The organism is Pelomonas sp. KK5 (assembly GCF_001984095.1).
Lineage (GTDB): Bacteria > Pseudomonadota > Gammaproteobacteria > Burkholderiales > Burkholderiaceae_C > KK5.
Genome location: NZ_LYVQ01000093.1, coordinates 1 through 24,572 on the forward strand (window position 1 = coordinate 1; position 24,572 = coordinate 24,572).

At 70.3% G+C, this 24,572-nt stretch carries 30 protein-coding genes; 20 read left to right on the forward strand and 10 right to left on the reverse strand.

Features of this window, described 5'->3' with window-relative positions; translation table 11 throughout:
• Both B0W88_RS15865 and B0W88_RS15870 read left to right on the forward strand, forming a co-directional pair.
• The coding region (locus tag B0W88_RS15865) for a cation:proton antiporter (protein ID WP_077035621.1) at positions 1–979 on the forward strand (979 nt) is incomplete at its 5' end.
• Between the two features lie 87 nt (positions 980–1,066).
• Complete coding sequence (locus B0W88_RS15870; protein WP_077035622.1) at positions 1,067–3,586, forward strand: ATP-binding protein; 2,520 nt, start codon at positions 1,067–1,069, stop codon at positions 3,584–3,586.
• Between the two features lie 21 nt (positions 3,587–3,607).
• On the opposite strand, the gene B0W88_RS15875 is transcribed toward B0W88_RS15870, so the two are convergent.
• Positions 3,608–3,931 carry a hypothetical protein gene (locus tag B0W88_RS15875; RefSeq protein WP_144006794.1) on the reverse strand — a complete coding sequence of 108 codons (324 nt, stop codon included), beginning with the start codon at positions 3,929–3,931 and terminating at the stop codon, positions 3,608–3,610.
• Positions 3,932–3,973: 42 nt separating this feature from the next.
• On the opposite strand from B0W88_RS15875, the gene B0W88_RS15880 reads away from it, so the two are divergent.
• Positions 3,974–5,443 carry a sigma-54 dependent transcriptional regulator gene (locus B0W88_RS15880; RefSeq protein WP_077035624.1) on the forward strand — a complete coding sequence of 490 codons (1,470 nt, stop codon included), beginning with the start codon at positions 3,974–3,976 and terminating at the stop codon, positions 5,441–5,443.
• A gap of 15 nt (positions 5,444–5,458) precedes the next feature.
• Here B0W88_RS15880 and B0W88_RS15885 read toward each other — a convergent pair whose 3' ends face one another.
• Positions 5,459–5,671: a hypothetical protein gene (locus B0W88_RS15885; protein ID WP_077035625.1), complete on the reverse strand. Its 213-nt coding sequence runs from the start codon at positions 5,669–5,671 to the stop codon at positions 5,459–5,461.
• A 208-nt stretch (positions 5,672–5,879) separates the two neighbouring features.
• Here B0W88_RS15885 and B0W88_RS15890 point away from each other — a divergent pair, with 208 nt between their 5' ends.
• On the forward strand, positions 5,880–6,083 hold the full coding sequence (locus tag B0W88_RS15890; RefSeq protein ID WP_077035626.1) for a hypothetical protein: 204 nt from the start codon (positions 5,880–5,882) through the stop codon (positions 6,081–6,083).
• Positions 6,084–6,129: 46 nt separating this feature from the next.
• Here B0W88_RS15890 and B0W88_RS15895 read toward each other — a convergent pair whose 3' ends face one another.
• Together B0W88_RS15895 and B0W88_RS15900 are read right to left on the reverse strand one after the other, a co-directional pair.
• Positions 6,130–6,720: a YdeI family protein gene (locus tag B0W88_RS15895; RefSeq protein ID WP_077035627.1), complete on the reverse strand. Its 591-nt coding sequence runs from the start codon at positions 6,718–6,720 to the stop codon at positions 6,130–6,132.
• 13 nt (positions 6,721–6,733) lie between these two features.
• Positions 6,734–7,960 carry an AI-2E family transporter gene (locus B0W88_RS15900; protein ID WP_077035628.1) on the reverse strand — a complete coding sequence of 409 codons (1,227 nt, stop codon included), beginning with the start codon at positions 7,958–7,960 and terminating at the stop codon, positions 6,734–6,736.
• Between the two features lie 183 nt (positions 7,961–8,143).
• On the opposite strand from B0W88_RS15900, the gene B0W88_RS15905 reads away from it, so the two are divergent.
• Positions 8,144–9,022 carry a YihY/virulence factor BrkB family protein gene (locus B0W88_RS15905; RefSeq protein ID WP_077035646.1) on the forward strand — a complete coding sequence of 293 codons (879 nt, stop codon included), beginning with the start codon at positions 8,144–8,146 and terminating at the stop codon, positions 9,020–9,022.
• Between the two features lie 10 nt (positions 9,023–9,032).
• Here B0W88_RS15905 and B0W88_RS32590 read toward each other — a convergent pair whose 3' ends face one another.
• Positions 9,033–9,668, reverse strand: coding sequence for a hypothetical protein (locus B0W88_RS32590; protein WP_083748819.1), 636 nt, complete (start codon positions 9,666–9,668; stop codon positions 9,033–9,035).
• 259 nt (positions 9,669–9,927) lie between these two features.
• On the opposite strand from B0W88_RS32590, the gene B0W88_RS15915 reads away from it, so the two are divergent.
• The 5 genes from B0W88_RS15915 to B0W88_RS15935 all read left to right on the forward strand — a co-directional run bounded on the left by B0W88_RS15915 (position 9,928) and on the right by B0W88_RS15935 (position 12,846).
• Positions 9,928–10,104, forward strand: coding sequence for a DUF1328 family protein (locus B0W88_RS15915; protein WP_077035629.1), 177 nt, complete (start codon positions 9,928–9,930; stop codon positions 10,102–10,104).
• A gap of 33 nt (positions 10,105–10,137) precedes the next feature.
• The gene (locus B0W88_RS15920) at positions 10,138–10,710 is read left to right on the forward strand and encodes a bacterioferritin (RefSeq protein WP_077035630.1); all 573 of its coding nucleotides are present in this window, start codon (positions 10,138–10,140) and stop codon (positions 10,708–10,710) included.
• Between the two features lie 4 nt (positions 10,711–10,714).
• Positions 10,715–12,124: a phosphatidylserine/phosphatidylglycerophosphate/cardiolipin synthase family protein gene (locus B0W88_RS15925; RefSeq protein ID WP_077035631.1), complete on the forward strand. Its 1,410-nt coding sequence runs from the start codon at positions 10,715–10,717 to the stop codon at positions 12,122–12,124.
• 147 nt (positions 12,125–12,271) lie between these two features.
• On the forward strand, positions 12,272–12,595 hold the full coding sequence (locus B0W88_RS15930) for a BON domain-containing protein (RefSeq protein WP_077035648.1): 324 nt from the start codon (positions 12,272–12,274) through the stop codon (positions 12,593–12,595).
• Between the two features lie 29 nt (positions 12,596–12,624).
• Positions 12,625–12,846, forward strand: coding sequence for a CsbD family protein (locus B0W88_RS15935; RefSeq protein ID WP_077035632.1), 222 nt, complete (start codon positions 12,625–12,627; stop codon positions 12,844–12,846).
• Between the two features lie 122 nt (positions 12,847–12,968).
• On the opposite strand, the gene B0W88_RS15940 is transcribed toward B0W88_RS15935, so the two are convergent.
• Positions 12,969–14,060: a glycoside hydrolase family 5 protein gene (locus tag B0W88_RS15940; protein ID WP_083748820.1), complete on the reverse strand. Its 1,092-nt coding sequence runs from the start codon at positions 14,058–14,060 to the stop codon at positions 12,969–12,971.
• A complete protein-coding gene (locus B0W88_RS15945; protein ID WP_077035633.1) occupies positions 14,057–14,689 on the reverse strand; it encodes a response regulator transcription factor in 633 nt (210 codons plus the stop codon). The genes B0W88_RS15940 and B0W88_RS15945 overlap by 4 nt, the downstream gene beginning before the upstream one ends.
• 199 nt (positions 14,690–14,888) lie before the next feature.
• On the opposite strand from B0W88_RS15945, the gene B0W88_RS15950 reads away from it, so the two are divergent.
• The 9 genes from B0W88_RS15950 (at position 14,889) to B0W88_RS15990 (ending at position 20,329) form a co-directional block, all read left to right on the forward strand.
• Positions 14,889–15,050 (forward strand): DUF1328 domain-containing protein, encoded by a 162-nt coding sequence (locus tag B0W88_RS15950; protein WP_077035634.1) that lies wholly within the window; start codon positions 14,889–14,891, stop codon positions 15,048–15,050.
• A 66-nt stretch (positions 15,051–15,116) separates the two neighbouring features.
• Positions 15,117–15,464, forward strand: coding sequence for a DUF883 family protein (locus tag B0W88_RS15955; RefSeq protein WP_077035635.1), 348 nt, complete (start codon positions 15,117–15,119; stop codon positions 15,462–15,464).
• Positions 15,464–15,847, forward strand: a complete 384-nt coding sequence (locus tag B0W88_RS15960; protein WP_077035636.1) for a hypothetical protein — start codon at positions 15,464–15,466, stop codon at positions 15,845–15,847. Before B0W88_RS15955 ends, B0W88_RS15960 begins: the two co-directional genes overlap by 1 nt.
• Positions 15,848–16,429: a hypothetical protein gene (locus B0W88_RS33635; protein ID WP_077035637.1), complete on the forward strand. Its 582-nt coding sequence runs from the start codon at positions 15,848–15,850 to the stop codon at positions 16,427–16,429.
• Positions 16,430–16,526: 97 nt separating this feature from the next.
• Positions 16,527–16,973 (forward strand): BON domain-containing protein, encoded by a 447-nt coding sequence (locus B0W88_RS15970; RefSeq protein ID WP_077035638.1) that lies wholly within the window; start codon positions 16,527–16,529, stop codon positions 16,971–16,973.
• A gap of 9 nt (positions 16,974–16,982) precedes the next feature.
• Positions 16,983–17,864, forward strand: coding sequence for an ABC transporter permease (locus tag B0W88_RS15975; protein WP_077035639.1), 882 nt, complete (start codon positions 16,983–16,985; stop codon positions 17,862–17,864).
• Positions 17,864–18,682 (forward strand): ABC transporter ATP-binding protein, encoded by an 819-nt coding sequence (locus B0W88_RS15980; protein WP_077035640.1) that lies wholly within the window; start codon positions 17,864–17,866, stop codon positions 18,680–18,682. Before B0W88_RS15975 ends, B0W88_RS15980 begins: the two co-directional genes overlap by 1 nt.
• Positions 18,636–19,748 (forward strand): MlaD family protein, encoded by a 1,113-nt coding sequence (locus B0W88_RS15985; RefSeq protein ID WP_077035641.1) that lies wholly within the window; start codon positions 18,636–18,638, stop codon positions 19,746–19,748. Before B0W88_RS15980 ends, B0W88_RS15985 begins: the two co-directional genes overlap by 47 nt.
• Positions 19,745–20,329 carry a membrane integrity-associated transporter subunit PqiC gene (locus tag B0W88_RS15990; RefSeq protein ID WP_077035642.1) on the forward strand — a complete coding sequence of 195 codons (585 nt, stop codon included), beginning with the start codon at positions 19,745–19,747 and terminating at the stop codon, positions 20,327–20,329. Before B0W88_RS15985 ends, B0W88_RS15990 begins: the two co-directional genes overlap by 4 nt.
• A gap of 98 nt (positions 20,330–20,427) precedes the next feature.
• On the opposite strand, the gene B0W88_RS15995 is transcribed toward B0W88_RS15990, so the two are convergent.
• The 3 genes from B0W88_RS15995 to B0W88_RS16005 all read right to left on the reverse strand — a co-directional run bounded on the left by B0W88_RS15995 (position 20,428) and on the right by B0W88_RS16005 (position 24,124).
• Complete coding sequence (locus B0W88_RS15995) at positions 20,428–21,600, reverse strand: PEP-CTERM sorting domain-containing protein (protein ID WP_077035643.1); 1,173 nt, start codon at positions 21,598–21,600, stop codon at positions 20,428–20,430.
• 55 nt (positions 21,601–21,655) lie between these two features.
• Positions 21,656–22,876 carry a DUF3466 family protein gene (locus B0W88_RS16000; RefSeq protein ID WP_077035644.1) on the reverse strand — a complete coding sequence of 407 codons (1,221 nt, stop codon included), beginning with the start codon at positions 22,874–22,876 and terminating at the stop codon, positions 21,656–21,658.
• Between the two features lie 225 nt (positions 22,877–23,101).
• The gene (locus B0W88_RS16005) at positions 23,102–24,124 is read right to left on the reverse strand and encodes an AraC family transcriptional regulator (RefSeq protein WP_158080869.1); all 1,023 of its coding nucleotides are present in this window, start codon (positions 24,122–24,124) and stop codon (positions 23,102–23,104) included.
• A 266-nt stretch (positions 24,125–24,390) separates the two neighbouring features.
• On the opposite strand from B0W88_RS16005, the gene B0W88_RS33640 reads away from it, so the two are divergent.
• Positions 24,391–24,558, forward strand: coding sequence for a hypothetical protein (locus B0W88_RS33640; RefSeq protein WP_158080870.1), 168 nt, complete (start codon positions 24,391–24,393; stop codon positions 24,556–24,558).
• Positions 24,559–24,572 lie beyond the last annotated feature (14 nt).

The window sequence follows — 24,572 nt, forward strand, 5'->3', positions numbered from 1 at the left end:
GCTGGCCACCGTCGGCTTGCTGGCCTCGGTGGCGCTGGCCACGCCGCTGGCCTGGCTGCTGCTGCCGCTGTCCTGGCCGCAGGCGCTGCTGCTGGCCGCGCTGCTGGCGCCGACCGACCCGGTGCTGGCCTCCGACGTGCAGGTACACGGCGAACACGACCGCGACGGCGTGCGGGTGTCGCTCTCCGCCGAGGGCGCGCTCAACGACGCCACCGCCTTTCCCGTCGTCACGCTGGCGCTGGGCCTGCTGGGCCTGCACCAGATGGGCGACGAACCCTTCCCCGGCGCCCGCTGGCTGGCGCTGGACCTGCTGTGGGCGGTCGGTGCAGGTGTGGCCTTGGGCATCGCCTGCGGGCGCGCGCTCGGCTGGGTGATGGCCCGCAAGCTGCGCGCCGGCTCGGAGCGCGACTGGGACGAGCTGCTCTACATCGGCGCCATCGCGCTGACCTATGCGCTCTCGGAGCTGGTCGGCGCCTCGCCCTTCCTGGCCGTGTTCCTGGCCGGCGCCACGCTGCTGCGCCCGCACCCGGCCGAGCGGCCCGAAGGCGAGGCGCTGGAGTACGGCCAGCAGCTGCAGGCCTTCGGCGCGCGCTGCGAGCGGCTGGTGGAGGTGCTGATGGTGCTGCTGGTGGGCGTGGCGCTGGTGCGCACGGGGCTCGACACGGCGGGGCTGCTGTTCGGCCTGCTGATGCTTCTGGTGGTGCGGCCGCTGTCGGTGCTGGCCAGCCTGCCGGGGGCCGGGCTGCCGCGCGTGCAGCAGCGCCTGGTGGCCTGGTTCGGCATCCGCGGCGTGGGCAGCGTGTTCTACCTGGCCCTGGCGCTGGACGCCGGAGTGAGCGGCGGCACGGCCCAGACGCTGGCCTCGGCGGCGCTAGGCTGCATCGCGCTGTCGATCACGCTGCACGGGATCTCGGCCACGCCGCTGATGAACGCCTACCAGGCGCGGCGGGCGCGCAACCGCGCGCTGCGGGCCGATTAGCGGCGCAGTCCTACACGACCGGCGGCCCGGCGCTGCTAGCCTGTGGCCAGCATGAAGCCGAGCGCCCTCCTCCGCTGGCCTGCACGGGTGTCCCTGCAGACCTGCCTTTCCGCCGTGATGCTGGTGGCCACCGTGCCGCTTGCACTGCTGGTGGCATATCACGTCTACATGGGCCTGCAGGCCCAGCAGCAACGCACGCAGATCGAACTCCAGCGCAGCGCCGAGCTGCTCGCGGCCAGCCTGGGCGGCGGGGATGCCGCGCGCCTGCAGACCCTCATGGCACGCAGCGTGCCCGCCGGGGGCTTTGTTACGGTTCGCGACGGCGGCGGCCGCACGCTGGCCCATGCCGGCAGCGCCGAGGACGACAGCGACGCCGCCTGGCGCGACCTGCCCGACGGCAGCGGCCGGCAGGTCGGCGTGGGCCTGCCGCGCGCCGCGCAGGACATGGTCGAGCGCCGCACGCTGCTGGCCGCCATGGCCACCATCACCGCCTGCCTGCTGCTGGGCCTGGCTCTGGCCACGCTGGCGGCTCGGCGCGTGACCGACCCGCTGCGCGAGCTGGCCGAGCACGGGCCCGACCATGCCGGCCCTGCCAGCGGCGTGACCGAGATCGCCAGCCTGCGCGAGGCGCTGCGCGAGGCCCAGGCCGCCCAGGCGCGCGCCCAGGCGGGCCTGGAGCGCAAGGCTGCGGAGTTCGAGGCCCTGTTCGCCAGCACGCCGATCGGCCTGGCCTTCCAGCGCGGCGACGATGCCCCGGTGCACAACCCGGCGATGGACCGCCTGCTGGGCCCCGGCAGCGCGCCGCAGCTCTGGCACGAGGATGGCCGCGCGCTGGCGCCCGAGCAGCAGCCGCTGCGCCGCGCGGCGCAGGGCGGGCGGCCGGTCGGGCCGCTGGAGCTGGCGCTGCGCCTGCCCGGCGGCGGCGCTCGCCACCTGCTGATGCAGGCCGTGCCGCTGCAGGGCGGCGGCGCGCTGGCCAGCGCGGTGGACATCAGCGAGCGCAAGCAGGCCGAGCAGCGCGTGCTGGAGGCCGACCGCCGCCTGCAGGACACCCAGCGCCTGATCGACCTGGCGCAGGAGGCCGGCGAGCTCGGCTTCATCCGCATCGACGAGAGCGGCGCCGAATGGACGCCGGGCCTCTCCCGGCTGTTCGGCTTCCCGCCCGAGGCCACGCCGGCCGTGCTGCCGCTGGCAGACCTGCTGGAGCGCGTGCATGAGGACGACCGCCCTGGCGTCGAGCAGCGGCTGCGCGACATGGTGGCCGAACGGCGCGAGCGCGGTACGCTCGAATACCGCGTTACCTTGACTGACAGCGCCGAGGAAGCCGGCGCGGGCGAAGCGCCCACCCGCTGGCTGGCCAGCCGGGTGCAGATGGCCTTCTCCACCGCCGGGCGGCCGCTGCAGCTGATCGCCGCCACGCTCAACGTCAACGAGCAGAAGGCGCTGGAGCTGGAGCGCGCGGCGCTGGCCGGGCTGGAGCGGCGCGCGCGCATCGAGGCCGAGGAAGCCAACCGCGCCAAGGACGAGTTCCTCGCCATGCTGGGCCACGAGCTGCGCAACCCGCTGGGCGCCATCGCCTCGGCCTCCGAGGTGCTGGCGCAGCTGGGCAACCGCCAGGGCAGCGAGGCCCTGGCCGAGAGCGCGCGCGTCATCATCGCGCGCCAGACCCGTCAGCTGGGCCGGCTGGTGGACGAGCTGCTGGACATCGGCCGGGTGATCTCCGGCAAGGTGACCCTGCACCGCCAGCGCCTGGACATGGGCGCGCTGGTGGCCCGCTCGGTCGAGAACTTCCGCCTCACCGGCAGCATCGACCGGCACGAACTGCTGACCGAGCTGCAGCCGGTCTGGATCGAGGCCGATGCCACCCGCATCGAGCAGGTCGTCAACAACCTGCTGGGCAATGCGCTCAAGTACACGCCGGCCGGCCGCCGCATCGAGCTGGAGCTGGCGGCCGACGAGGGCCAGGCGGTGCTGCGCGTGACCGACCACGGCGACGGCATCTCGCCGACGCTGCTGCCGCACATCTTCGATCTCTTCGTGCAGGGCGAACGGCTGCTGGACCGCAGCGCCGGCGGCCTCGGCGTGGGGCTGACGATGGTGCGCCGGCTGGTGGAGATGCATGCGGGCACCGTGATCGCCCACAGTTCGTCGCAGGGCAGCGTGTTCACCGTGCGGCTGCCGGCGGCGCTCGGGCAGCCCGGCGCGGTGAGCGCGACGGCCGCCGAGGGCGGCGCCCACGTGCTGCAGGGAACCCGCTGTCGCGTGCTCGTCATCGAGGACAACGAGGATGCACGCACGACCCTGTGCACGATGCTGGAACTGGACGGCCACAGCGTCAGCACCGCCTCCGATGGCCAGCAGGGCCTCGGCCTGCTGCTGGCCGAGCTGCCGGACGTGGCCGTGGTGGACATCGGGCTGCCGGGGCTCAGCGGCTTCGAGCTGGCGCAGCAGAGCCGGCGTTCCGGCTATGCGGGGCGGCTGCTGGCCCTGTCGGGCTACGGCAGCGATGCCGACGTGGCGCAGTCGCTGCGCCACGGCTTCGACGCCCACCTGGCCAAGCCGGTGGACCCGCAGCGCCTGCGCGACCTGCTGCTCGCCACGCAATGAAGAAGATGGATCGCGCCTACGTCAATGCAGCCGCCGGAACCATAACCAGATGCCGTCCACGACCACCAGCACCGCCACCGCCCCCAGCGAGGTCACCGCCATGGCGTCCAGGCTGGGCGGCGGCGCGACCTGCTCCGGCAGCGCGATCAGCGGCGCCACCCACAGCCCGGCCAGCAGCGCACCGATCATGCCTGCGGCCATGTTCAGCAGCAGCGGCCGCCGGCCCCGCAAGCGCACGAGGCGGCTGACCAGCCACCCCATCGCCGCGCCGACGAGCAGCCAGGCGAGCAGATTGATCGAGAAATGCATCGTCACCTCCGGCGGCTGCCATTCGGCAAGCGGCATGCCCGCCGGCATATTCATGAAAGAGGAAGAAGGAGTACTGTCATGAGCCACGCCCTGATCGTCGACGACGACGTCGACGCCGCGACGATGCTCGCCGCCCTGGTGGCTGCCGAAGGTTTCACGGTGGCCACCGCCCACTCGCTGCGCGATGCGCGAGCCAGCCTCGCCATGCAGCCGCCCGACATCGTGCTGCTGGACCTGCACCTGCCCGACGGCAAGGGCATGAGCCTGTTCGAGGAGGAAGGGCTGCTCAGCAATTCGCAGGTGGCGCTGATCACCGGCCAGGCCAGCCTGGAGACCTCGATCCAGGCGCTGCGCCTGGGCGTGGTGGACTACCTGCTCAAGCCGGTCAAGCAGACGCAGCTGCGCGGCATCCTCTCGCGCGTGGTGAAACCCTCGGTGGCCCGCGCCGAGATGGACGGCGCGATGGCCGAATGGGAGAAGAGTGGCCGCTTCGGCCACCTGTGGGGCCGCGCGCCCTCGATGCAGCGCATCTACCAGCAGATCGCCCGCGTGGCCGGCACGGCCGTGTCGGTGCTCGTGACCGGCGAGAGCGGCACCGGCAAGGAGGTCGTCGCCCGCACCATCCACGACATGAGCCGCCGGCGCAGCAAGCCTTTCCTGGCCGTCAACTGCGGCGCCATCTCCCCGCACCTGATCGAGAGCGAGGTGTTCGGCCACGAGAAGGGCAGCTTCACCGGCGCGGACCGCCAGCACCAGGGCTTCTTCGAGCGCGCCGCCGGCGGCACGCTGTTCCTGGACGAGATCACCGAGATGCCGGCCGAGCTGCAGGTGAAGCTGCTGCGCGTGCTGGAGACCGGCACCTACATGCGCGTGGGTTCCACCCAGGTGCAGGAGGCGGACGTGCGCATCGTCGCCGCCACCAACCGGGTGCCCGAGCAGGCCGTCACCGACGGCAAGCTGCGCGAGGACCTGCTGTACCGGCTCAATGTGTTCCCGATTGCGCTGCCGCCGCTGCGCGAGCGCCGCGAGGACGTGCCGCTGCTGGCCGAGCAGCTGGTGCTGCCGATCTGCCAGAGCGAGGGCAAGACCAAGCGCTTCACGCCCGCGGCGCTGGCCAAGCTCGCGGCCTACCGCTGGCCCGGCAATGTGCGCGAGCTGCGCAACGTCGTGCAGCGCAGCTATGTGATGAGCGACGGCAGCCAGATCACCGACGAATGGCTGCCCAGCGACGTGCCCCGGGCGCCTTCATCTTCTTCATCGCCGGTGGAGGCTGCTCCGGCACCGGAGGCTGTGAGCGAGGACGACGCCCCGCCGCTGAGCGTGACCATCGCCATCGGCAGCACCATGGCCCAGGCCGAGCGCCAGCTGATCCTGGCCACCTTCGCGCACTTCAAGCAGCAACGCGAGCGCACGGCGTCCGCGCTGGGCATCAGCCTGAAGACCCTCTACAACCGGCTGCGCGAATACGCGGAGGACGGCGGGCCGGAAGCCGGCCCGCCGTCCGTCCCGGGCAAGCGGCCGGTGCAGCTCGGCAGCAGCCTCCAGTAGCGGTTCTTCGGTGGATCAGTGGCCCGGCAGCGCCGGGTCCGGACCCATGTGGGCGCCGGTGTACTTCAGCGCCCCGCCCTCGCCTTCCCAGGTGCTCTCCTCATGCGGCTTCGGCTTGCTGCGGGCGAGCTGGCGCTGCTGCTCGCGCTCGTAGCGGCGGGCCTGCCACTGCCAGAGCGCGAAGCCGGCGATGACGGCGGTGAAGAGGCTGATGCGGGGGGCGGCCATGGCGGTCTCCTGGTGGATGCGGTCCTGCGTGCATGGTGCCGCCGTCCGCCCGCCCGCGCGAGCCGGGCGCAAGAGATGTTGATGTAGGACTTGTCCGTCGGACGCCCGCAGCCACCGGCCGTAGCGGCCACCGACAGCGCGACTCGATTCCGGCCGATGTCGGCAAACCCCGCCGGCACCGATAGTTGAATCAAAGGAGTCCCTCATCATGACCACCTCCCACAACAATCAGCAGCACTTCGAGATCCGCTTCGAGTCGCTGTTCAATTCGGGCCGCGCCCTGTCCTTCCCCTGCGACGACCACGGCCACGTGGACCTCGACGCGCTGCCCTCCCGCGCCAAGCAGAACTACTTCTTCGCCCGTGCGATGGTCGGCAAGGATTTCTGCCCGCCGTCGCTGTGCGTCGCCTGACCGGCGCTCCAGCGGCCTCTCTCACGATCGCCCTCAGCGATCGACCTCAACGATCGTTCAACCCGATCCCGTCCAGGATCAGCGGAATGCACTTCTCCACCCGCGCCGCCCGCGTGGCCGACTGCTTGGCCCCGGCGAAGTGCAGCAGGTAGGCGCGCTGGCGTCCGGGCGTCAGCGCGTCGAAGGCCTCCTGCAGCGCCGGCAGTTCCTTCAACCGCAGGCGGAACTCGTCCACCATCTCGAAGTCGCGGGTCTCCTTCATCTCGACCTTGGCGCCGGACTTCTCCACCGCGATCGCCTCCTTCAGGTAGGCCTTGACCACCGACGGCTTGATCTCGTCCACGCTGGTGAAGCGCATCTGGCGCCCGGCCTGCACGTTCTTCGTCTGCTGGATCAGCAGATCCTTCGGATCCTTCATCAGCGCGCCCTTGAAGAACAGCAGCGCGCAGTACTCCTTGAAGCCGTGGATGATGAGGACGTTGGCGTCGTCCAGCGTGTAGCAGGGCTGGCCCCACTTGTAGTCTTCGACCAGTTCGGTGGCGAGCACCAGCTCGCGCAGCTTGACCATTTCCTCGTGCCAGCTCTCGGCGCGGGTGAACCAGTCGTCGACCTTCGGATTGCGTGCGCTCGTCGTCATGGGCGCAGTGTATTCACAGCCCCTGCACGCTCACCGCGCCGTCGGGTTTCTCCTGAATCAGTTCGCCCTCCTCGGCCTCGGCCGGCAGCGGCCGCGCGGGCTGGCCGCGCAGCAGCGGGGCCTCCTGCCAGACCAGCCGCGCCACCACCACCAGCAGCGGCCCGAGCACCAGGCCCCAGCCGCCCCAGACGATGCTCCAGAAGATGGTTCCGGCGAACAGCGTGGCGCTGTCGATGCGCGCGACGCGGCCCTGCAGCCACACGGCCATCGCGGTGCCGATGACGATGCCGACCAGCATCACGCTGACTGCCGCGCCCAGCGCGATCAGCAGCGAGGCCTGCACCACGTACACCTCCAGCGCCGCCAGCAGCATCACCAGGCCCAGGCCCGCATAGGGCAGGAAGTGCAGCGCCGCGGCCACCAGGCCCCACATCCACGCATCGGGCACGCCGAACAGCTCGAAGATCAGGCCCACGCCGAAGCCGATCGCGATGTTGGTGACCACGGTGACGCCGGCGAACATGCGGATCTGGTAGGCCGCGCCGTCAAGCATCGGCTCGCAGCGGCCCGGCCGGTCGCCGCCGGCGGTGCCGGCCCGACACCAGGCGATGAGCTTGTCGCCCAGGGCCTCGGCGCTGCAGAGCATGAAGAAGCTCAGCAAGGCGATCATGCCCACCTCCAGCAGCACGCCGGCGGCGGACTTGGAGGCCGCGATGGCCAGCGCGGTCACGCCGTCCACCAGCTGCGCCACGATCGAGCGCTGCGCCGGCGCCGCAGGGGCCCCGGGCGCCGGTGCGGCGGGCCGGTCGGCCGGCGTGCCGGTGGCGCGGGCCACGCTGCGGTCGAGTTCGCTGAGCGCCGAGCGGGTGCGTTGCATCGCGCGGCCGCCGTCGGTGTTGAGCGAGGAGATGTCGCGTGCCGCCAGGCGCAAGGCGCTGGGCAGTTGGTCCACCGCGCTGGTCAGCTTGGTGCCGACCGACATGGCCAGCAGTCCGGTCACGGCCAGCGTCGCCAGCACCGCCACCAGCGCCGACAGCGGGCGCAGCCTGAACCAGCGGTCCAGCGTGCGCACCGCCGGCCACAGCAGCACGCTGACGGTGGCCGCCATCGCGATCGGGATCAGGAAGTCGCGCCCCAGCCAGAGGGCCGCCACGGTCGCCAGCGCCGCCAGCAGGATCACGGCCCAGCTGCTGCGCAGCCTCGCGGCGGTGGCGTCTACTGCATGCGGCGCAGCGTCCATGTCGTCCTCCAGTCCTTTTTGATGCGCTCAGTGTGCGTAATCAGTTACATCAGCGGCAGCGGACGGCAGCGAGACCCGGCGTAGTCGGCGTCCTACCGGCCTTTCACGATACGGATTCGTCCTACAGCGCGACGGCATGCCGCCCGGCGCGGCGCGCGCGGCCGCTCCCCTGCAATGCTCACCATGCGCCTCAAGGATCTCTACCACCTCGCCCGCCAGGCCGTCGAGGCATGGATCGACGACCATGCCGCCAGCCGCGGCGCCGCGCTGGCCTACTACACGCTGTTCTCGATGGCGCCGCTGCTGCTGATCGTCACCTCGGTGGCGGGGCTGATGTTCGATGCGCGCTCGGCGCGCGAGGAGATCGTCGACCAGTTGCGCGGCGTCATCGGCGAATCAGGGGCCGCCGCGGTGAAGCAGCTGCTGGACAGCGCAGCCTGGCCGCCCCACGGCGGCGTGCTGGCCTCGGTGATCGGGCTGGTGCTGCTGCTGGTGGGCGCCACCTCGGTGTTCGCCGAGCTGCAGGCCACGCTGGACCTGATCTGGCGCTCGCCGCACCCGGTGCCGCCCTCGCCGCGTCAGAAAGCCTGGTGGCTGCTGCTGCGCACGCGGCTGATGTCCTTCGGGCTGATCCTGGGCGTGGGCTTCCTGCTGATCGTCTCGCTGGTGTTCAGCGCGGCGTTCGCGGCGCTGGAGAAGACCTGGGCGCCCTGGTTCGGGGAGTGGCAGCTGTGGGCGACGCTGGCCAACGTCACGCTGAGCTTCAGCTCGATGACGGTGCTGTTCGCGATGATCTACAAGCTGATGCCCACGACCAAGGTCGCCTGGCGCGACGTCTGGCTCGGCGCGCTGGTGACCTCGATGCTGTTCAGCGTGGGCCCGAGCCTCACCGGCCTCTACATCGGCCACAGCGCGGTGGCGCAGCAGTTCGGCGCGGCCGGCTCGATGGTGGTGCTGCTGATCTGGATCTACTACTCGGCCCAGATCTTCCTGCTGGGCGCGGAGTTCACCTGGGTCTACGCGAGCACCCGGGGCTCAAGGCGCCCGGGGCTCAGCCTCTGACCCATCAGGGTCAGTTCTTGATGGTGGTCAGTTGGCTGACCGTCGCGCCTTCGGACACGCTGCCTTCCCGCGAGCCGGCGCCCATCGCCAGGCGCTGGCAGTCCTCGCGGTCTTCCTTCGGCTGGGCCTGGCAGCGCTGCACGGCGTTCTGCGCGCGCTGTTCCGGCGTGGGCGTGGTCAGGCCATTGCGGCGCGCTTCCTGCAGCGCGGCGCCGGCCTCGCGCAGGCAGGTGGCCCTGTCCTGCGAGGTATTGCCGCTCAGGCAGTTGGCGCGTTCCTGCTTGTAGTTCTCCAGCGGGGTGCCGGCCATCGCGGTGCCGGCGGCCATGGCGAGCAGGCCGGCGCTCAGGGCGGCGGCGGCGGATCGGGCGGTGTTGAGGGTGTTCATGACGTTACTTCCTTTCAGGGTGGATGGCATCGCCTGCAGCGTCTGCCAGCGGCCGTCGATGCGCGCCAGGATGCGGCCGGCCGCGACGCGGGAACGGCCCGCGCAGCGTTCGGCCGCTTCCGTCAGCGCACGGCGGCGCGGCTGGTCGCCGACGCAGTGCTGGCGGGCCACCACCAGGCCGATCTCGGCGGCCTGGCCGGCGACCCGCGCCCGCACGACCACGGTCAGGTGGGTGCCCAGCAGCAGCTCGGCATTCACCGGTTCGTCGTCATGGGATTCAAGCGTGTCCGGGAGAGGGAGGGAAAAAGGCGATTCGGAATGCATGAGCCGATGCTAGGCAGCGCCAGTGACCCATGCGTGTCAGGGCCGGGTCTGCATCCATGTAGGACGAGGCCGCATCCGCAGCTGCAGCGGCCATCGGGGCCACGTCCTACAGGACGACGGACCGCGCGCCGATGCCCTGCCACCGGCGCCCTTCCTAGAGTGGCTCAATCGAACCAGAAAGAGGAACGCCATCATGTTGAAGTGGGCTCTCATCTTCGCCGTCATCTCGCTGATCGCGGGTCTGCTCGGCTTCACCGGCATCGCCGCCGGCGCCGCCGGCATCGCCAAGGCGCTGTTCGTCGTCTTCCTGCTCGTCTTCCTGGTGCTGCTGGCGCTGGCGCTGATGGGCGCCAACGCACTCCGCAAGTAACCGGATCGGGAAATGAATCGAAAGGAAACCGCCATGTCCAACAAGCATCCGCTGCGCATCGCTCCCAAGGCCGAACCGAAGGGCGACGAGGTCCTCGAACTTGACCAGGCCGCCCTCGAACGGGCCAAGCAGCACATCGACGAAGGTCCGGTCACGCCCAGCTACGGCCCGTGGCGCGAGCAGATCGTCAAGCTGCTGAACGACTCGCTGGCCACCGAGCTCGTCTGCATCCTGCGCTACAAGCGCCACTACTTCACCGCCACCGGCCTGCAGGCGCCGGCGATCGCCGAGGAGTTCATGGTGCATGCCGGCGAGGAGACGGCCCACGCCGACCGCATCGCCGAGCGCATCGTGCAGCTGGGCGGCGAGCCGGACTTCGCGCCCGACTCGCTGACGTCGCGCAGCCATGCCAGCTATGACGCCTCGCTGGACCTGAAGGGCATGATCAAGGCCAACCTCGTGGCCGAGCGGGTGGCCGTCGAGGCCTACCGCCAGATGATCAAGCTGATCGGCGACAAGGACCCGACGACGCGCCGCCTGCTCGAGGAGATCCTCGAGCAGGAAGAGGAGCACGCCGAGGAACTGTCCGACATGCTCAAGGGCTGATGCCATGGCCGCTCGCGGCCCGCTGCTGCTGGGCATCAGCCTGATGGTGGGGGCCTGCGCGAGCGGGCCGCAGCTGCCGGCCGCGGCGGAGCTGCCGCCCCCGCCGGCCAGCGCACCCAGCGTGGCCGCGGTGGCGAGCCAGGTCTCGATGACCGGGCCGGCCGGCCAGGCCATCGGCCCCCGCCAGCGCGAGCAGGTCATCGAGGCCGTGCAGGCCCAGGGCCGCGGCGAGGCGCTGAAGCGCCAGCTCGGCGCGATGGCCGCCTTCGGCGACGTCGGCCTCTACCCCGGCAACGAGGCCGGGCTGCTGATCGACGGGCCGGCCACCTACAAGGCCATGTTCGAGGCGATCCAGCGCGCACGCCATACGGTGCTGCTGGAGAGCTACATCATCGAGGACGCCGAGGTCTCGCGCCGCCTGGCCGCCCTGCTGGCGGCCAAGCGGGCCGAGGGCCTCGGCGTCTTCGTCGTCTACGACGCGGTCGGCTCGATCGGCACGCAGGATGCGTTCTTCGCGGCCTTGCGCGAGGCCGGCGTCGCCACCTGCGCCTTCAACCCGCTGGGCCAGCTGGACGACCTGACCCACCGCGACCATCGCAAGATCCTGGTCGTGGACCGCGAGACCGGCTTCACCGGCGGGATCAACATCAGCGCGGTCTACAGCTCCGGCTCGCTGGGCCGCCACCGCCGCGCGCCGCCGCCGCAGGACCCGGACGGCAAGCGCACCGGCTGGCGCGACACCCAGGTGCAGCTGCGCGGCCCCGCGGTGAGCGCGCTGGACGACCTGGTGCGCCAGACCTGGCGCGACCAGAAATGCGAAGGCACCCTGCCCCCGCCGCCGGCCGTGCCGAAGAAGGCCGCCGGCGAGCAGTTGCTGCGCATCATCCCGACCACGCCGGACGACCCGGTCAACCGCTTCTACACGATGATGATGGGCGCCATCGCCGCGTCACAGCAGAGCGTGCTGCTGACCATGGCCTACTTCGCGCCCGGCGAGGACATGGTGGACGCGCTGTGCGAAGCCGCCCGGCGCGGCGTGGACGTCCAGCTGGTATTGCCCTCGCGCAGCGACTTCTCCCCGGTGCTGCATGCCGGCCGCAGCTACTACGCGCGGCTGCTCGACGCCGGCGTGAAGATCCATGAGCTGCAGGACTCGGTGCTGCACGCCAAGACCGTGGTGATCGACGGCGTGGTCGCCTCGGTCGGTTCCAGCAACCTCGACCAGCGCAGCTTCACCGGCAACAACGAGATCAATGCGGTGGTGATCGGCGAGGACTTCGGCGCCGCGATGCGTCGCATGTTCGAGCAGGACCTCAAGGACTCGCGCGAGATCACGCAGGCGGCCTGGCGGTCGCGCTCGCTGTGGCAGCGCAGCAAGGAGTTCTTCGCGCGCGTCTTCGAGCGCTTGTGGTGAGCGGCTGGTTTCGTCGGCATGAATTCCTACAAGCCAAGCTCCCCTTCGCCGATCCCGCCGCCCCGGCCCCGTCCATAGACTTCAGTCATGCCTCAACAAGACACGGCATCGATCACAAACATCAGCCATATCCAGGAGATCACCATCATGTTCACCACTACCCGCAAGACGCTCGCTGCCTTCGCAACCGGTCTGGCCGTGCTGGCCGTGCTCCCGGGTTGCGCCGTGACGCGCGGCCAGGAACACGTCGGCGCCTACATCGATGACAGCTCGATCACCGCCTCGGTGAAGACGAAGATGCTGGCGGACAAGACGGTCGACGGCACGTCGATCAAGGTCGAGACCCTCAACGGCGAGGTGATGCTCTCGGGCTTCGCGAAGAACAGCACCGAGAAGGCCAATGCCGAATCGATCGCCCGCAACACCGACGGTGTGAAGCGCGTGCGCAACGAGATCGTGATCCGCGGCTGATCGCCGGTCCATCGGCAAGGAGTACCGCCATGAACTGGGAACGCATCGAAGGCAACTGGAAACAGTTGCAAGGCAAGGTCCAGGAGCAGTGGGGCAAGCTGACGAAGGACGATCTCGACGTCATCGCCGGCAAGCGCGAACAGCTCGCGGGCCGCATCCAGGAGCGTTACGGCATCGCCAAGGACGAAGCCGAGAAGCAGCTCAAGGACTGGGAGAAGAATTCCGCTGACCTGTATGACTACGTGGACTGACCGGGCACGACGATTGCCACGACGGTCCTGTTGAACCGAGTCCCTCCCCTGGGCCGCCTCCGGCCCGTTTGGTACCGCACCTCGCTGGGAAAGCAGGTGCGGTTTTTTTTGCCGACTCGGAATCAGCGGTAAAGCGCCTCGAAGAGCGGCTGGCGCATCGCATGCGCCTTCGGGTCGTAGACACCGAAGCCCGAGGCCAGTTCCCACCAGAACCAGGACAGCCCGCGCTGCTCCATCGCCTCGCGCATCGCCCGCGCATAGCGCACGCGCGCCGGCATCGGGGCCGCTTCATAGGCGCCGAACTCGCCGACGAAGACCGGGTAGCCCAGGCGCGCGGCCTCGCTGACCGCCTTGTCCAGCACCGCGTGCATGCGGGCGAGCTGGGGCGCGCCACAGCAATCGACACCGGTCGGCTTGACCGGCCGCACCCAGGTCGCGCCCTGGTGGGTGAACTCGAAGGGCTCGTAGCTGTGCACCGTGAGGATCAGGTTCGGGTCGGGCGGCAGCACCAGTTGGGTCAGCGCGTCCACGCTGTTCCAGCGGGAGGAGCCCACGACGAGGCCGCGGGTCGGGTTGCTGCGCCGGATCAGGCGCACCGCGCGGGACATCAGGTCGTTCCACGGCGGGCCGTCCTGCAGGCCGTGGGCTTCGTTGTAGACCTCGAAGACCAGGCGATTCCCGTCTCGCGCCGCATAGCGTTCGGCGATCTGGCCCCACATCGCCAGGAAGCGATGGCGCAGCACCGCGTCGTCCACCCGCAGCTCGCTGTCCAGCGGGTCGCCGTCGAGCTGGTGGTAGTGGTGCATGTTCAGCATCACTGTGCAGCCGCGGGCGAGCAGTTGGTCCAGCACCTCGTCCACGCGGGCGAAGAAGGCCGGGTCGATGCGGGCGGAGGCGTCGCGGCTGGCGTGGTTGCTCCAGCGCACCGGCAGGCGCACGCTGCGGGTGAAGCCACCCTCGCCCACCAGACCGATGAATTCGTCGCTGGCGCGCAGGCCCCACTCGCCCTCGGCGGGCGCGTCCAGCATGTTGCCGAAATTGATGCCGCGGCCGAAGGAGGCGCAGATCTCGCGCATGCGCGGCGTGGCGCCGGGCGCGGGTGCGTCCGGCATGCGCGGATACAGCGCGTCCAGCGCCGGCAGCGCGGGGTCGGGTCTTGCCCCGGCGCATCCCGCCAGCAGCCCGAGCAGCGCCGTGCGCCGCGTGAAGCTCACTGGATCAGGCCGTTCTTCAGCGCGTAGTAGGTCAGGTCGCTGTTGGACGCGAGCTTGAGCTTCTCCATCACCCGCGAGCGGTAGGTGCTGACCGTCTTGACCGACAGCGACATGCTGTCCGCCATGTGGCCGATGGTCTCGCCGCGCGCCAGGCGCAGGAAGACCTGCAGCTCGCGCTCGGAGAGCTGTTCGTGCGGCAGCGAGTCGGCGTCGCCGGAGAGGCCGTCGGCCAGCAGCTCGGCCACGGCCGGGGTGATGTACTTGCGGCCGCGGTAGACGGTGCGGATCGCCTTGACGATGTCCTCCGGGTCGCACTCCTTGTTCAGGTAGCCGCTGGCGCCCTGGCGCAGCAGCGTGGTGGCGTAGTGGGTCTCGGGGAAGCTGGAGAGGATCAGCACCGGCAGGTCGGGCTCGCGCGCCTTGATGGCGGCCAGCACCTCGACGCCGCCCTGGTCGGGCATGGACAGGTCCATCAGGATCACGTCCACGTCGCCGCCGCGCACGATGTCCAGCGCCTCGCGGCCGTTGCCGGCCTCGCCCGTCACGCGCAGATCCGTCTGGTCGGAGAAGTACTGTCGAAGACCGGCACGCACGATGGCGTGGTCGTCGACGATGGCAATGCGGATCATGGCGGGCCCCTTTGTCCTCTCTTACGTGAAGCGAAAGCATAACGAGATGCATCAGCGCAGCGCGTAGGACCACGCCTACGTCGCTTGTCCGGTACCGCTGACACGGCCTCGCGGCCCGGGACTGCCGGGTGCACCCCCTGCTCCTTCCTACAGTGAAGCCATTGCCGCGGCATCCGTGATCGCGGTCAGGAGAACTCAAATGCTTCATTACGCCGTCGTCTTCTTCGTCATCGCCCTGATCGCCGCGCTGTTCGGCTTCGGGGGCCTCGCCGCCGGCGCTGCCGGCATCGCCAAGATCCTGTTCCTGGTCTTCGTGGTGATGGCCGTGGCCACCTTCCTGATCGGCCTGGTGCGCAAGTAGCGCCACTGCCCGCATTCATCCTTTCCCGTCTTTTCACCCCACCAACCCCAGCAGGAGGACCGCACCATGGCCATCAACAAGCCCACGATTCCCAACGCCGACGAGATCGAGGCCAGGACCGACGAGGCCGTCGGCAAGCTGCAGGAGAAGATCCACAGCGTCAGCGACCAGGCTTCGGCCGCGCTGGGCCGCGTCGCCGGCCAGGCCGAGGACCTGGCCCGCCGCACGCTGGATCGCGCCCGCGACACCAGCGCCGTGGTGAAGGAGCGCATCGGCCGCGCCGGTGACGCCACCGTCGGCTACATCAAGGACGAGCCGGTCAAGGCCGTGGTGATCGCCGCGGCCACCGGCGCCGTGGCGGCGCTGGTGCTGAGCTGGCTGGCCCGCTCGCGCAGCAGCGACCGCAACAGCTGATGATCCATCCGCTGTTCCGCACTCTGGCCACCCGGCCGGAGCTGCTGGCCGAACACCTGGGCGCCTACGCCCAGCTGGTCTCGGTCGAGGCCGGCGAGACCACGGCCCAGTGGCGCAGGCATGCGCTCTGGGCCGCCGTCATGACGCTGGGCCTCTTTCTTTTCGCCACCCTGGCCGGCACGGCGCTGCTGCTGCTGGCCGTGGTGCCGCTGGACGCGATGCCGATGCCCTGGCTGCTGGCCGCGGTCCCGGCAATGCCGCTGCTGCTGGCCGTTCTCGGCTGGCTGCAGATGCGCCAGCACCCGCTTTCCTGCTCCTTCGAGCTCTTGCGCGAACAAGTCGCGCTGGACACTGCCCTCCTCAAAGAAGCCAGCGAGGCCTGAATGGGAACCTCGCCCGAACGAGAGAGCGCCCGCGCCGCCGCGCTGCAGCGCCTCGCGGCCTCCCGGCAGCAGTTGCGCAACGAGCTGATCGAGCTGCCCGACACCACGCCCCACCACCCGCTCAACATCCCGCGCCGGCTGCGCGCGCTGTGGCGCACGCTGCGCCGCGGCCTGCGCGGCTCGCCGGTGGCCGGCGTGGCGCTGACCGCGCTGCAGCAGTGGTGGGAAGGGCACCCCTGGCGGGCCACCACCGAGCTGGTGGCAGGCGAGCTGCATGCGCAGGTCGCGCCGGCGGTGCGCCGCCATCCGGTGGCGGCGATGCTGCTGTCGGCCGGCATCGGCCTGGCGGTGGTCGCCGCGCGGCCGTGGCGCTGGCATTTCGTGCGGCGGCAAGTGCAGCCACTGCCCGGCCGCATCGTGCGCTGGCTCTTCAACCAGCTGGGTGCCGCGCCCGGCCAGGCACTGCTGAGCGCGTTGCTGGTGATGCTGGCCCGGCAGGCGCAGACGCGCGACGAGGGCGCCGCCCCCGCACCCCCGCCCTGTCAGCCTGCTCCCACAAGCGAACAGGAAACAGGCCGATAGGACCCGCACGGCCCGGCTCATAAGCTGAAGGCATGGATGACAACAAGGCATTCGGTCATCCAGTCGATTCCCAATGGCAACACGAAAGGCAGATCCCATGAACAAGCACCTCACCTACCGAACGTCGCTGCTCGCGGCCGCCGTGGCCGCCGCCCTGTCGCTGGCCGCCTGCAGCAAGCACGACGACACGCGCACCGCCGGCCAGAAGCTCGATGACACCATCGCCAAGGTCGACCAGAAGTCCGAGGAAGCCAAGGCCAAGACCGCGGCCGAGGCCGACAAGCTGGGCGACAAGATGTCCGCTGCGGCCGACAAGGCCGAGGCCAAGATGGCCGATGCGACGATCACCGCCAGCGTCAAGGCCGAGCTGGCCCGCGACCCCTCGCTGTCCGCGCTGAAGATCAACGTGGACACCCGCGATGGCCTGGTCGAGCTGAACGGCTCCGCCCCCGACGATGCCGCCAAGGACCGCGCCACGCGCCTGGCTGCCGGTGTCAAGGGCGTGCTGAGCGTGGACAACCACCTGGTCGTGAAGTCCGCCTAACACCGCATCATGAGTGTTGCGCTGGGCGCTCCCGAGAACTCGAACAACAGGCAGCGCCCGCGCCCCTTCTCCTTCTTCTCTTCCCTTTCGTTGCAGGCCATCGGCCGACGGATCGAAGCTCGCTGGGCCGGTGCTCGGCTGACGCTGACCTTCGTCGGCGAAGTCCTGATCGCCAGCGGCCGCTTCCTGCGCGGCCGCTTCCTGCGCGGCCGCTCCGCCATGCGCCGCAGCGACCTGCTCTGGCAGCTCGAACAGGCCGGCCCGCGCAGCGTGGGCATCGTCTGCCTGGTGAGCGGCCTGGTGGGCGTGATCCTGGCGTACATGGGTGCGATCCAGCTGCAGCGCTTCGGCGCGCAGGCCTATATCGCCGACCTGGTCACCATCGGCAGCGTTCGCGAGGTCGCGGCGCTGATGACAGGCGTGATCCTTGCCGGCCGCCTGGGCGCCGCCTATGCCGCCCAGCTCGGCAGCATGCAGGCCAACGAGGAGATCGACGCGCTGCGCGCGCTGGGCATCGACCCGGTAAGCCATCTCGTGCTGCCGCGCGTGCTGGCGCTGCTGATCGCGGCGCCGGTGCTGGTGGCCTTCGCCGCGCTGATCTCGATGCTCTGCGGCTGGGGCGTGGCGGTGGCGATCTTCGGCATCGCGCCGCTGGAATACGCGTACAAGAGCCTGCAGGCGCTGACGCTGACCCATGTGCTGGTGGGCCTGGGCAAGGGCACCTTCTACTGCCTGCTGGTGGCGCTGGCCGGTTGCCGGCAGGGCCTGCACTCGGGCCGCAGCGCGCAGCAGGTCGGCCAGGCGGTGACGGCCAGCGTGGTGCAGGCCATCGTGTGGATCGTCGTCGCGGCGTCCGCCTCGACGATCGCGCTGCAGCGGCTGGACTGGTGATGGAGGACGGCACGGCCCCACGCCGCCTGGTCCACGTCCAGGGCCTGAAGATGTGCTACGGCGAGCGCTTGATCCAGCGCAACCTGAACTTCGACATCCTGGCCGGCGAGGTGCTGGCCATCATCGGCGGCAGCGGCTGCGGCAAGAGCACGCTGCTGCGCCACCTGGCGGGCCTGCAGCAGCCGGCGGCGGGCCGCATCTGCTACGGCGCCGAGGACATCAACACCGCCGAGCCCGACTCGCCGCTGCGCCGCCGCTTCGGCGTCAGCTTCCAGGCCGGCGCGCTGTGGACCTCGATGAGCGTGGGCGAGAACCTGATGCTGCCGCTGGAGATGTTCGAGCGCTCGCTGGACGCTGCCGGGCGCGAGGCCCGGGCGCGCGAGAAGCTCGCCCTGGTCGGGCTGGAGGACCAGTTCGATGCCGAGCCCTCGGCGCTGTCCGGCGGCATGAGGAAGCGCGCGGCGATCGCCCGCGCGCTCGTGCTGGAGCCGCAGCTGCTCTACCTGGACGAGCCCTCGGCCGGCCTGGACCCGCTGACCGCCGCCTCGCTGGACGAGCTGATCCTGTCGCTGCGCGAGCAGGGCCACACGATCGTGCTGGTCACGCACGAGCTGGAGAGCATCTTCCAGATCGCCGACCGCGCCCTCTTCCTCGATGCCGACGCCCGCACGATGACTGCGCTGGGCCCGCCCCGCGAGCTGCTGGCCGACGGACCGCCGGCGGTGCGCAAGTTCCTGAGCCGCGGCCAACAACAAGAACAGGCAGAAGACCATGAGCAGCAGCACGAGCACCAGCAGCAAGCCGCGCAGGAAGCCTAGCGCCACGCTGATCGGCGCCTTTGCCGTGGGCGGCATCGTGCTGGTCCTGGCCGCCGTCATCGCCGCCGGCGGCGGCAAGCTGTTCGCGCGCAAGGAGCGGGTGGTGATGCACTTCAGCGGCTCGATCTATGGCCTGGCCGTCGGCGCGCCGGTGGTGTTCCGCGGCGTGCGCCTGGGCAATGTCAGCTCGATCGGGCTGGTCTACGACCAGGCCAAGGACGAGTTCATCATCCCGGTGATGGCCGACCTCGAGCCCGAGGCGATCCGCGGCATGGCGCCGCGCCAGGCCGGCAGGAACGACGGCCGCCGCACGGTGCTGGAGCAGATGGTGGCGCGCGGCCTGAAGGCCCAGCTCTCGATGCAGAGCCTGCTGACCGGCCAGCTCTACGTGGACCTGGACCTGCGGCCCAACAAGCCCGCCGTGCTGCGCGGCGGCGACGAGGACGACTCGCGGCTGGAGATCCCGACCACCACGACGACCATCCAGCAGCTGAAGAACCAGCTCGACGGGCTGGACCTGCGCCGGCTGGTGGACGACGTGTCCGCCATCGCCGAGTCGGCCCGCACGGTGGTGGCCGGCCCGCAGCTCAAGCAGGCGATGAACGACCTGGTGGCCATCACCGGCAACGTGCGGCGCATCACCGCGGCGCTGGACCAGAAGGTGCCGCCGCTGGCCAGCACCGCCCAGCAGGCGATGACAAGCGCCGACCATGCCTTCACCCGCATGGCCGGCACCGCGGACGGCGTCAAGGACAGCGCCGCCAAGGTGGGCACCGCGGCCGACCGCTTCCGCGAGGTGGTGCAGCCGAACTCGCCGCTGGTGCAGAGCCTGCAGCGCACCGCCGACGAACTGGCCCAGGCCGCCGCGGCGCTGCACCAGCAGGTCGGCGAGGACTCGCCGGTGCTGGCCCATGCGGACAAGGCGCTGGAGGACGTCTCGCGCGCCGCCCGTGCGGTGCGCGAACTGGCCGACCTGCTGAGCCGCCATCCCGACGCGCTGCTGCGCGGCAAGCCGGCCGACCCGCTGGCCATCGACAAGACCCTCAAGCCGAAATCACCGCCATGAAGAAAACGCTGCTGCTGGTTCTTGTCCTTGGCCTGGCCGCCTGTTCCTCGGGGCCGCAGGCACCGCCGCCGCGCTACTACCAGTTGCGGCTGGCGGCGCCCGAAGCCACGCAGGCAGCGCCGCGGTCGAGCGCCGTCTGGCAATTGATGGCGCCGGTCAAGCTGCCCGAGTACCTCGAGCGCGACGTGCTGTGGCTGCCCGTCGGCGGCTCCGGCATGCAGCCGCTGCCCGACCACCGCTGGGCCGAACCGCTGGACGAGGCCGTCCCGCGCCTGCTGCTGCACGACCTGGCGCAGTTGCGCGGGGCCGATCGCGTGGTCGGCGGCACCCTGCCCTCGCGGCTCTCGGTGGGCCGCCAGCTGCGGGTGCAGATCCTGGAGCTGTCGGCAACGCCGGACCGCAGCGCCGTGCACCTGGTGGCCCGCGCCACCGCCAGCGACCCGCAGGGCACGGCGCCGCTGCAGGTGGTCGACGTCGATCTCAGCGCGCCGTCCAGCGGCAGCGATCCCGACGCGCTGGTGGGCGCGCACCGGCTCGCGCTCTGGAAGCTCGCCCAGGAGCTGGTCCGCCGGCTGGCCTGACGCTCGCTCAGCGCCGGCGCCGCATCTCCGCGCGGGCGCAAAAAAGCCCCGTGGCCGTGGCTCACGGGGCTGAACGCAGGTCAGTCTGCTTTGGAAAATCAGTCCTTGGCCTTGTTGTTGTCGTTGCGGCGGCGGCGCGAGGCGACGCCGACGGCCAGCAGGCCGGCGCCCATCAGGCCGTAGGTGGCCGGCTCGGGCACGGCGCTGACCAGCGTGGCCATGTACATGTGCTCCAGGCCGTTCAGCTGCGCGGTGCCGACGATGGCGCCGTTGTTGGCGATGCCCATGGCCGAGGCACTGGTGGTGCTGGTGAAGTTCCAGCCGGCGCCGTTGGTGATCAGGTCGTTGACCAGGTAGGTCGTGCCGCCGGCGACCAGGATCGGGTTGGCGTAGGCGCCGCCGGTGTTGCCGACCGCCCAGCCGCTATCGTTGACGCTCTTCAGGCTGCCGCTGCTGCTGATGGCCGGCATCTGTGCCACGACGACGCCGGTGGTGGCGGACCAGATGAAGGAGTCGTTGCCGGTGGCGCCGACGACGTACTGGCCGTTGCTGCTGATGCCGAAGGCGATGGAACCGATGTTCACGTTGGCGGCCGGCGTCGCCAGCGTCACCATCGTGCCGTTGTTCATGTTGTAGACGACGGCATCGTTGCGGCCGTTGTTGACGCCCGCGCCGACGATCATGCCGTTGTCGCTGATGCCGAAGGCGCGCTGCATGTACGAACCGTCGTCGCTGAGCGCCTGGATGATCGTGCTCTTGCCGCTGACCGTGTTGTAGACCACGCCGACCTCGCCCGTGTCGGAGCCCACCGAGCCGACGGCGATGCCGTTGTTGTTGATGCCGAAGGCGCGGCCCACGGTCTGGCCGGTGGGCAGCTTCAGCGCGGTGGCCGTGCCGTTGGACCACATCGTCGGCAGCGCGCCGGCGCCGGTGGTGTCGGTGGCGGAGAGGCCCACGGCCACGCCGGAGTTGTTGATCGCATAGCCCCAGTCATACGGATGGCCGCTCAGCGCGGGCATGCCGGACAGCGCGCCGGTGCCGGTGCTGTAGATCGAGGTGGGCCAGGAGGCGCCGGGCACGTCCTGCGACACGAAGAGGCTGCGGCCGACCGCGTAGTTGCCGCTGCTCGAAACGCCCCAGGACTGGCTGGCGATGTAGCCGGACACGACACCCAGGTCGGTAATCACGTACTGAGGAGCCGACGAAGCGGCGGCCATGGACATCAGCGGCAGGGCGGCGGCGAGGACGGCGGCGAAACGGTTGAACTTCATGGGAATGAACCTTCTACTGGGGTAATGCAATCGGGCGATCGGGGCGGGCGCTCGTTCAGGCGGCGTTCTTGCGGCGGCGGGCGATCGAGCCCACGGCCAGCAGGCCGGCGGCCATCAGCGCATAGCTCGAGGGCTCGGGCACGGCGGCCGTCACCTGCAGCGCGAAGCCGTGCAGACGGCTGCTGGCGCCTTCGGTGTAGGAGGCGTAGCCGCTGATCGTGCCGTCGTTGCCGATGCCGGTGATGGTGAAGGACGAGCTGGCGCTGCCGGTGACGATCCAGCCGGTGGTGCTGGCGATCAGGCTGTCCAGCAGGTAGGAGGTGCCGGCGATGTCGAGGAAGCCGTGCGAACTGCCGTCGCTCATCCTGCCGTAGCCGACGATCCAGCCCTGGTCGTTGATGCCGGTGGCGGTGCCGGTGGTGAAGCCGGCCGGCATGGGCACCGAGCTCAGGCCTCCCGCGGCGGACCACATGTACGGCGACAGGGCCAGGTCGCCCTTGGTGTCGGAGCCGATCGAGCCCACGACCACGCCGCTGCTGTTGACGTCGGTCACCGAGATGCCGCCGGTCTGGATCACGCCGGTCACCGAGTTGGGGAACATCGAGGCCGCGGCGATCTGGGTGATGGAGCCGGTCGTCGAGTCGTAGACCAGCGCGACATTCTGGTTGCCGTTGTCGGTGGCCAGCCGGCCGGTACCGGCGATCAGGCCGCTGTTGTTGATCGCGAAGGCGCTGGTCATCAGGGCGCCGTCGTCGGTCGTGACGCCGATCGTCGTGTTGCTCAGCGTGTTGGTGTTGTAGATGACGGCACGCTGGTTGATCGCGCCGACGGTGCCGCTGGAACCGACCGCGATGCCGCCGTTGTTGATGGCGAAGGCGCGGCCCGAGGCGGCCAGCTGGGTCGGCGTGCCGTTCTTCCACACCACCGGGATCGCGCCGCTGTAGGCGTAGCCATCGGTCGTCTTGGCGCTGGTGGCGGAAGTCATGCCGATGACCGTGCCGCTGTCGTTGACCCCGACGGCCCAGTTGTTTGTGCTGGAGGCGGGCAGGACGGTCTGCGTGCCGGTGGCGCTGGACCAGACGTAGGACGTGTCGGCGCCGAGGATGCCGTTGCAACTGACCACGTAGGCGCCGCTCGCGGAGACGCCGCAGGTGCGGCCGACGTTGTTGGCGCCGCGACCCAGGTCGACGATGGAATAGGTCGGTGCCTGGGCCAGTGCTGCACCGGCGCAGGCCAGCGAGGCAGCCGCGGCAATCAGGAGTCGAGAAGCTTTCATGCAGAAATCCCAGCGAGGTTGACTTGTCCAAACCCGGCAGGGAATCAAGCTTTGTGAGCCATGAAAACCCGCCGACCGTGAAAAAAGTCTAGATGTGACGCTGGCGTGACTTCTCCGGGTCGCCACCTAGGGCCGGTGAAGTCGCTGATTTCCGGATAGCAACGCCCAGAATCGGCACTTGCTGGTTTCGACACCCCCCTGAGCCGGGGGGCGGCCTGTGGCGGGTCAGCCGCGCTGACGCGCGTCGCTCGGCTTCTCTCCGAAGCGTCTCTGATACGCCTGGCTGAACTGACTCGGGCTCTGGAAGCCCCAGCGCAGCGCCAGTTCGCGGATCGAGGCGGCATTGCCGCGGCGCAGTTCGTCGCGCACGCGGTCCAGGCGCAGGTCGCGCAGCAGCGCGGCCGGGCTCTGGCCCAGGTGGCGGTTGAACAGGCGGCCCAGGCTGCTGATGCTCAGGTTGGCCGCGTTGGCGATGTCGGCCAGCATGATGTCGTCGGCGGCGTGGGCCTCGATGAAGTCCAGCGCGCGGCGCAGGGCCGCTGGCGGCGGCTCGCTGTTGTTCATGCGGGCCTTGACCGCATTGCGGATCGGTTGCTCGTGCAGCAGGGTCAGGCTGATCAGCTCGATCCAGCGACGGAACAGCGCGTCGCTGTCGCCTTCGGCGGCCGGCAGCGAGCGCGCGGCCTCGCGGCCCATGAACAGCAGGCGCTGGGCCAGGTCGGCCGACAGCATCGGCTCGAACTGCGGCAGGCCGGTCAGGCTGCCCGGCGCCCACTCGGCGCCCAGGCTCAGCATCGGCGCCTTCGGCAGCATGAACTCCACCAGGTGGGTGCCGGCCTCGATGAAGGTGCGTTCCAGGTCGGAGGGATTGATGATCGATCCCTGCCCCGCCGTCACGACCCGCTCGCCGCTGCCGTCGTGGATGCGCATCGCGCCGCTGAGCACCACGCCCACCGAATACGGCGTGCTCGCAGGCGCCTCGCGGCGCGCATCGATGGACAGGGCGAAGCTGGTGCGCGATTCGCCCATGAAGGGCCCCAGGTCCGCAAAGCGGGTCGGCATCGGGATCGCGTCGATCTGCAGGGTGTCGAGGCCCTCGCCGCCCCAGCGGGCGATCTGGCGCAGGGCCACCGGGGAGGCCTTGTTCAGCCGCTCGAAGTAGTCCTCGACCTCGCGGCGCGAGGCCAGGTCCATCGAACGCTGGGTCGCGTGCTGGCGGGGCGACGGGCTGGAAGGCGATGCGTTCACGGCAGGTACTGACGGGCTGGATGGACGGGCTGGCAGGCCGCGAAGTTTACCAACGCGCCCCACCCCGACATCCGCGGGAAAACCGCCGTTCACACCGTTGCCGGCGCTTGCGGATTTCACATCGCGTCACGTTCGGGCGCAGGGCGGGCGGATGTCCTACACGCTGTCGGACAGCGCCGACACGGCCTCGCGCAGGCGTCCGAACGCCAAGGCCAAGGGGCGTCGATAGAGTGGATTCAAGCCGCCTTCCGGCACAGGAGCACGCCATGAAACACCCTCGCCGCCATCGCCGCTACCACTCGCCGACGACCTATCTGCTGGTGGCCCTGGCCTCGGTGCTGTTCGCCGCGGCGCAGCCCTCGTCCTGGCTGGCTCCGGAAAGCAACGCCGTCGCCCTGGCCGACCTGAGCTGGGCCAGCCCGCCGTCGCCCTAGGCACCGCCCCACCC

What these genes read in the sequence shown, in the direction of transcription:
- B0W88_RS15900 (WP_077035628.1), bottom strand. Translation starts at nt 7,960, where the DNA reads ATGGACGCTGCGCCGCATGCAGTAGACGCCACCGCCGCGAGGCTGCGC.
- B0W88_RS15970 (WP_077035638.1), top strand. Translation starts at nt 16,527, where the DNA reads ATGAACAAGCACCTCACCTACCGAACGTCGCTGCTCGCGGCCGCCGTG.
- B0W88_RS15960 (WP_077035636.1), top strand. Translation starts at nt 15,464, where the DNA reads ATGATCCATCCGCTGTTCCGCACTCTGGCCACCCGGCCGGAGCTGCTG.
- B0W88_RS15985 (WP_077035641.1), top strand. Translation starts at nt 18,636, where the DNA reads ATGAGCAGCAGCACGAGCACCAGCAGCAAGCCGCGCAGGAAGCCTAGC.
- B0W88_RS33635 (WP_077035637.1), top strand. Translation starts at nt 15,848, where the DNA reads ATGGGAACCTCGCCCGAACGAGAGAGCGCCCGCGCCGCCGCGCTGCAG.
- B0W88_RS15875 (WP_144006794.1), bottom strand. Translation starts at nt 3,931, where the DNA reads ATGCCGCTTGCCGAATGGCAGCCGCCGGAGGTGACGATGCATTTCTCG.
- B0W88_RS15890 (WP_077035626.1), top strand. Translation starts at nt 5,880, where the DNA reads ATGACCACCTCCCACAACAATCAGCAGCACTTCGAGATCCGCTTCGAG.
- B0W88_RS15955 (WP_077035635.1), top strand. Translation starts at nt 15,117, where the DNA reads ATGGCCATCAACAAGCCCACGATTCCCAACGCCGACGAGATCGAGGCC.
- B0W88_RS15925 (WP_077035631.1), top strand. Translation starts at nt 10,715, where the DNA reads ATGGCCGCTCGCGGCCCGCTGCTGCTGGGCATCAGCCTGATGGTGGGG.
- B0W88_RS33640 (WP_158080870.1), top strand. Translation starts at nt 24,391, where the DNA reads ATGAAACACCCTCGCCGCCATCGCCGCTACCACTCGCCGACGACCTAT.
- B0W88_RS15895 (WP_077035627.1), bottom strand. Translation starts at nt 6,720, where the DNA reads ATGACGACGAGCGCACGCAATCCGAAGGTCGACGACTGGTTCACCCGC.
- B0W88_RS16000 (WP_077035644.1), bottom strand. Translation starts at nt 22,876, where the DNA reads ATGAAAGCTTCTCGACTCCTGATTGCCGCGGCTGCCTCGCTGGCCTGC.
- B0W88_RS15980 (WP_077035640.1), top strand. Translation starts at nt 17,864, where the DNA reads ATGGAGGACGGCACGGCCCCACGCCGCCTGGTCCACGTCCAGGGCCTG.
- B0W88_RS15975 (WP_077035639.1), top strand. Translation starts at nt 16,983, where the DNA reads ATGAGTGTTGCGCTGGGCGCTCCCGAGAACTCGAACAACAGGCAGCGC.
- B0W88_RS15930 (WP_077035648.1), top strand. Translation starts at nt 12,272, where the DNA reads ATGTTCACCACTACCCGCAAGACGCTCGCTGCCTTCGCAACCGGTCTG.
- B0W88_RS15885 (WP_077035625.1), bottom strand. Translation starts at nt 5,671, where the DNA reads ATGGCCGCCCCCCGCATCAGCCTCTTCACCGCCGTCATCGCCGGCTTC.
- B0W88_RS15945 (WP_077035633.1), bottom strand. Translation starts at nt 14,689, where the DNA reads ATGATCCGCATTGCCATCGTCGACGACCACGCCATCGTGCGTGCCGGT.
- B0W88_RS15995 (WP_077035643.1), bottom strand. Translation starts at nt 21,600, where the DNA reads ATGAAGTTCAACCGTTTCGCCGCCGTCCTCGCCGCCGCCCTGCCGCTG.
- B0W88_RS15935 (WP_077035632.1), top strand. Translation starts at nt 12,625, where the DNA reads ATGAACTGGGAACGCATCGAAGGCAACTGGAAACAGTTGCAAGGCAAG.
- B0W88_RS15915 (WP_077035629.1), top strand. Translation starts at nt 9,928, where the DNA reads ATGTTGAAGTGGGCTCTCATCTTCGCCGTCATCTCGCTGATCGCGGGT.
- B0W88_RS15880 (WP_077035624.1), top strand. Translation starts at nt 3,974, where the DNA reads ATGAGCCACGCCCTGATCGTCGACGACGACGTCGACGCCGCGACGATG.
- B0W88_RS15950 (WP_077035634.1), top strand. Translation starts at nt 14,889, where the DNA reads ATGCTTCATTACGCCGTCGTCTTCTTCGTCATCGCCCTGATCGCCGCG.
- B0W88_RS15990 (WP_077035642.1), top strand. Translation starts at nt 19,745, where the DNA reads ATGAAGAAAACGCTGCTGCTGGTTCTTGTCCTTGGCCTGGCCGCCTGT.
- B0W88_RS15905 (WP_077035646.1), top strand. Translation starts at nt 8,144, where the DNA reads ATGCGCCTCAAGGATCTCTACCACCTCGCCCGCCAGGCCGTCGAGGCA.
- B0W88_RS15920 (WP_077035630.1), top strand. Translation starts at nt 10,138, where the DNA reads ATGTCCAACAAGCATCCGCTGCGCATCGCTCCCAAGGCCGAACCGAAG.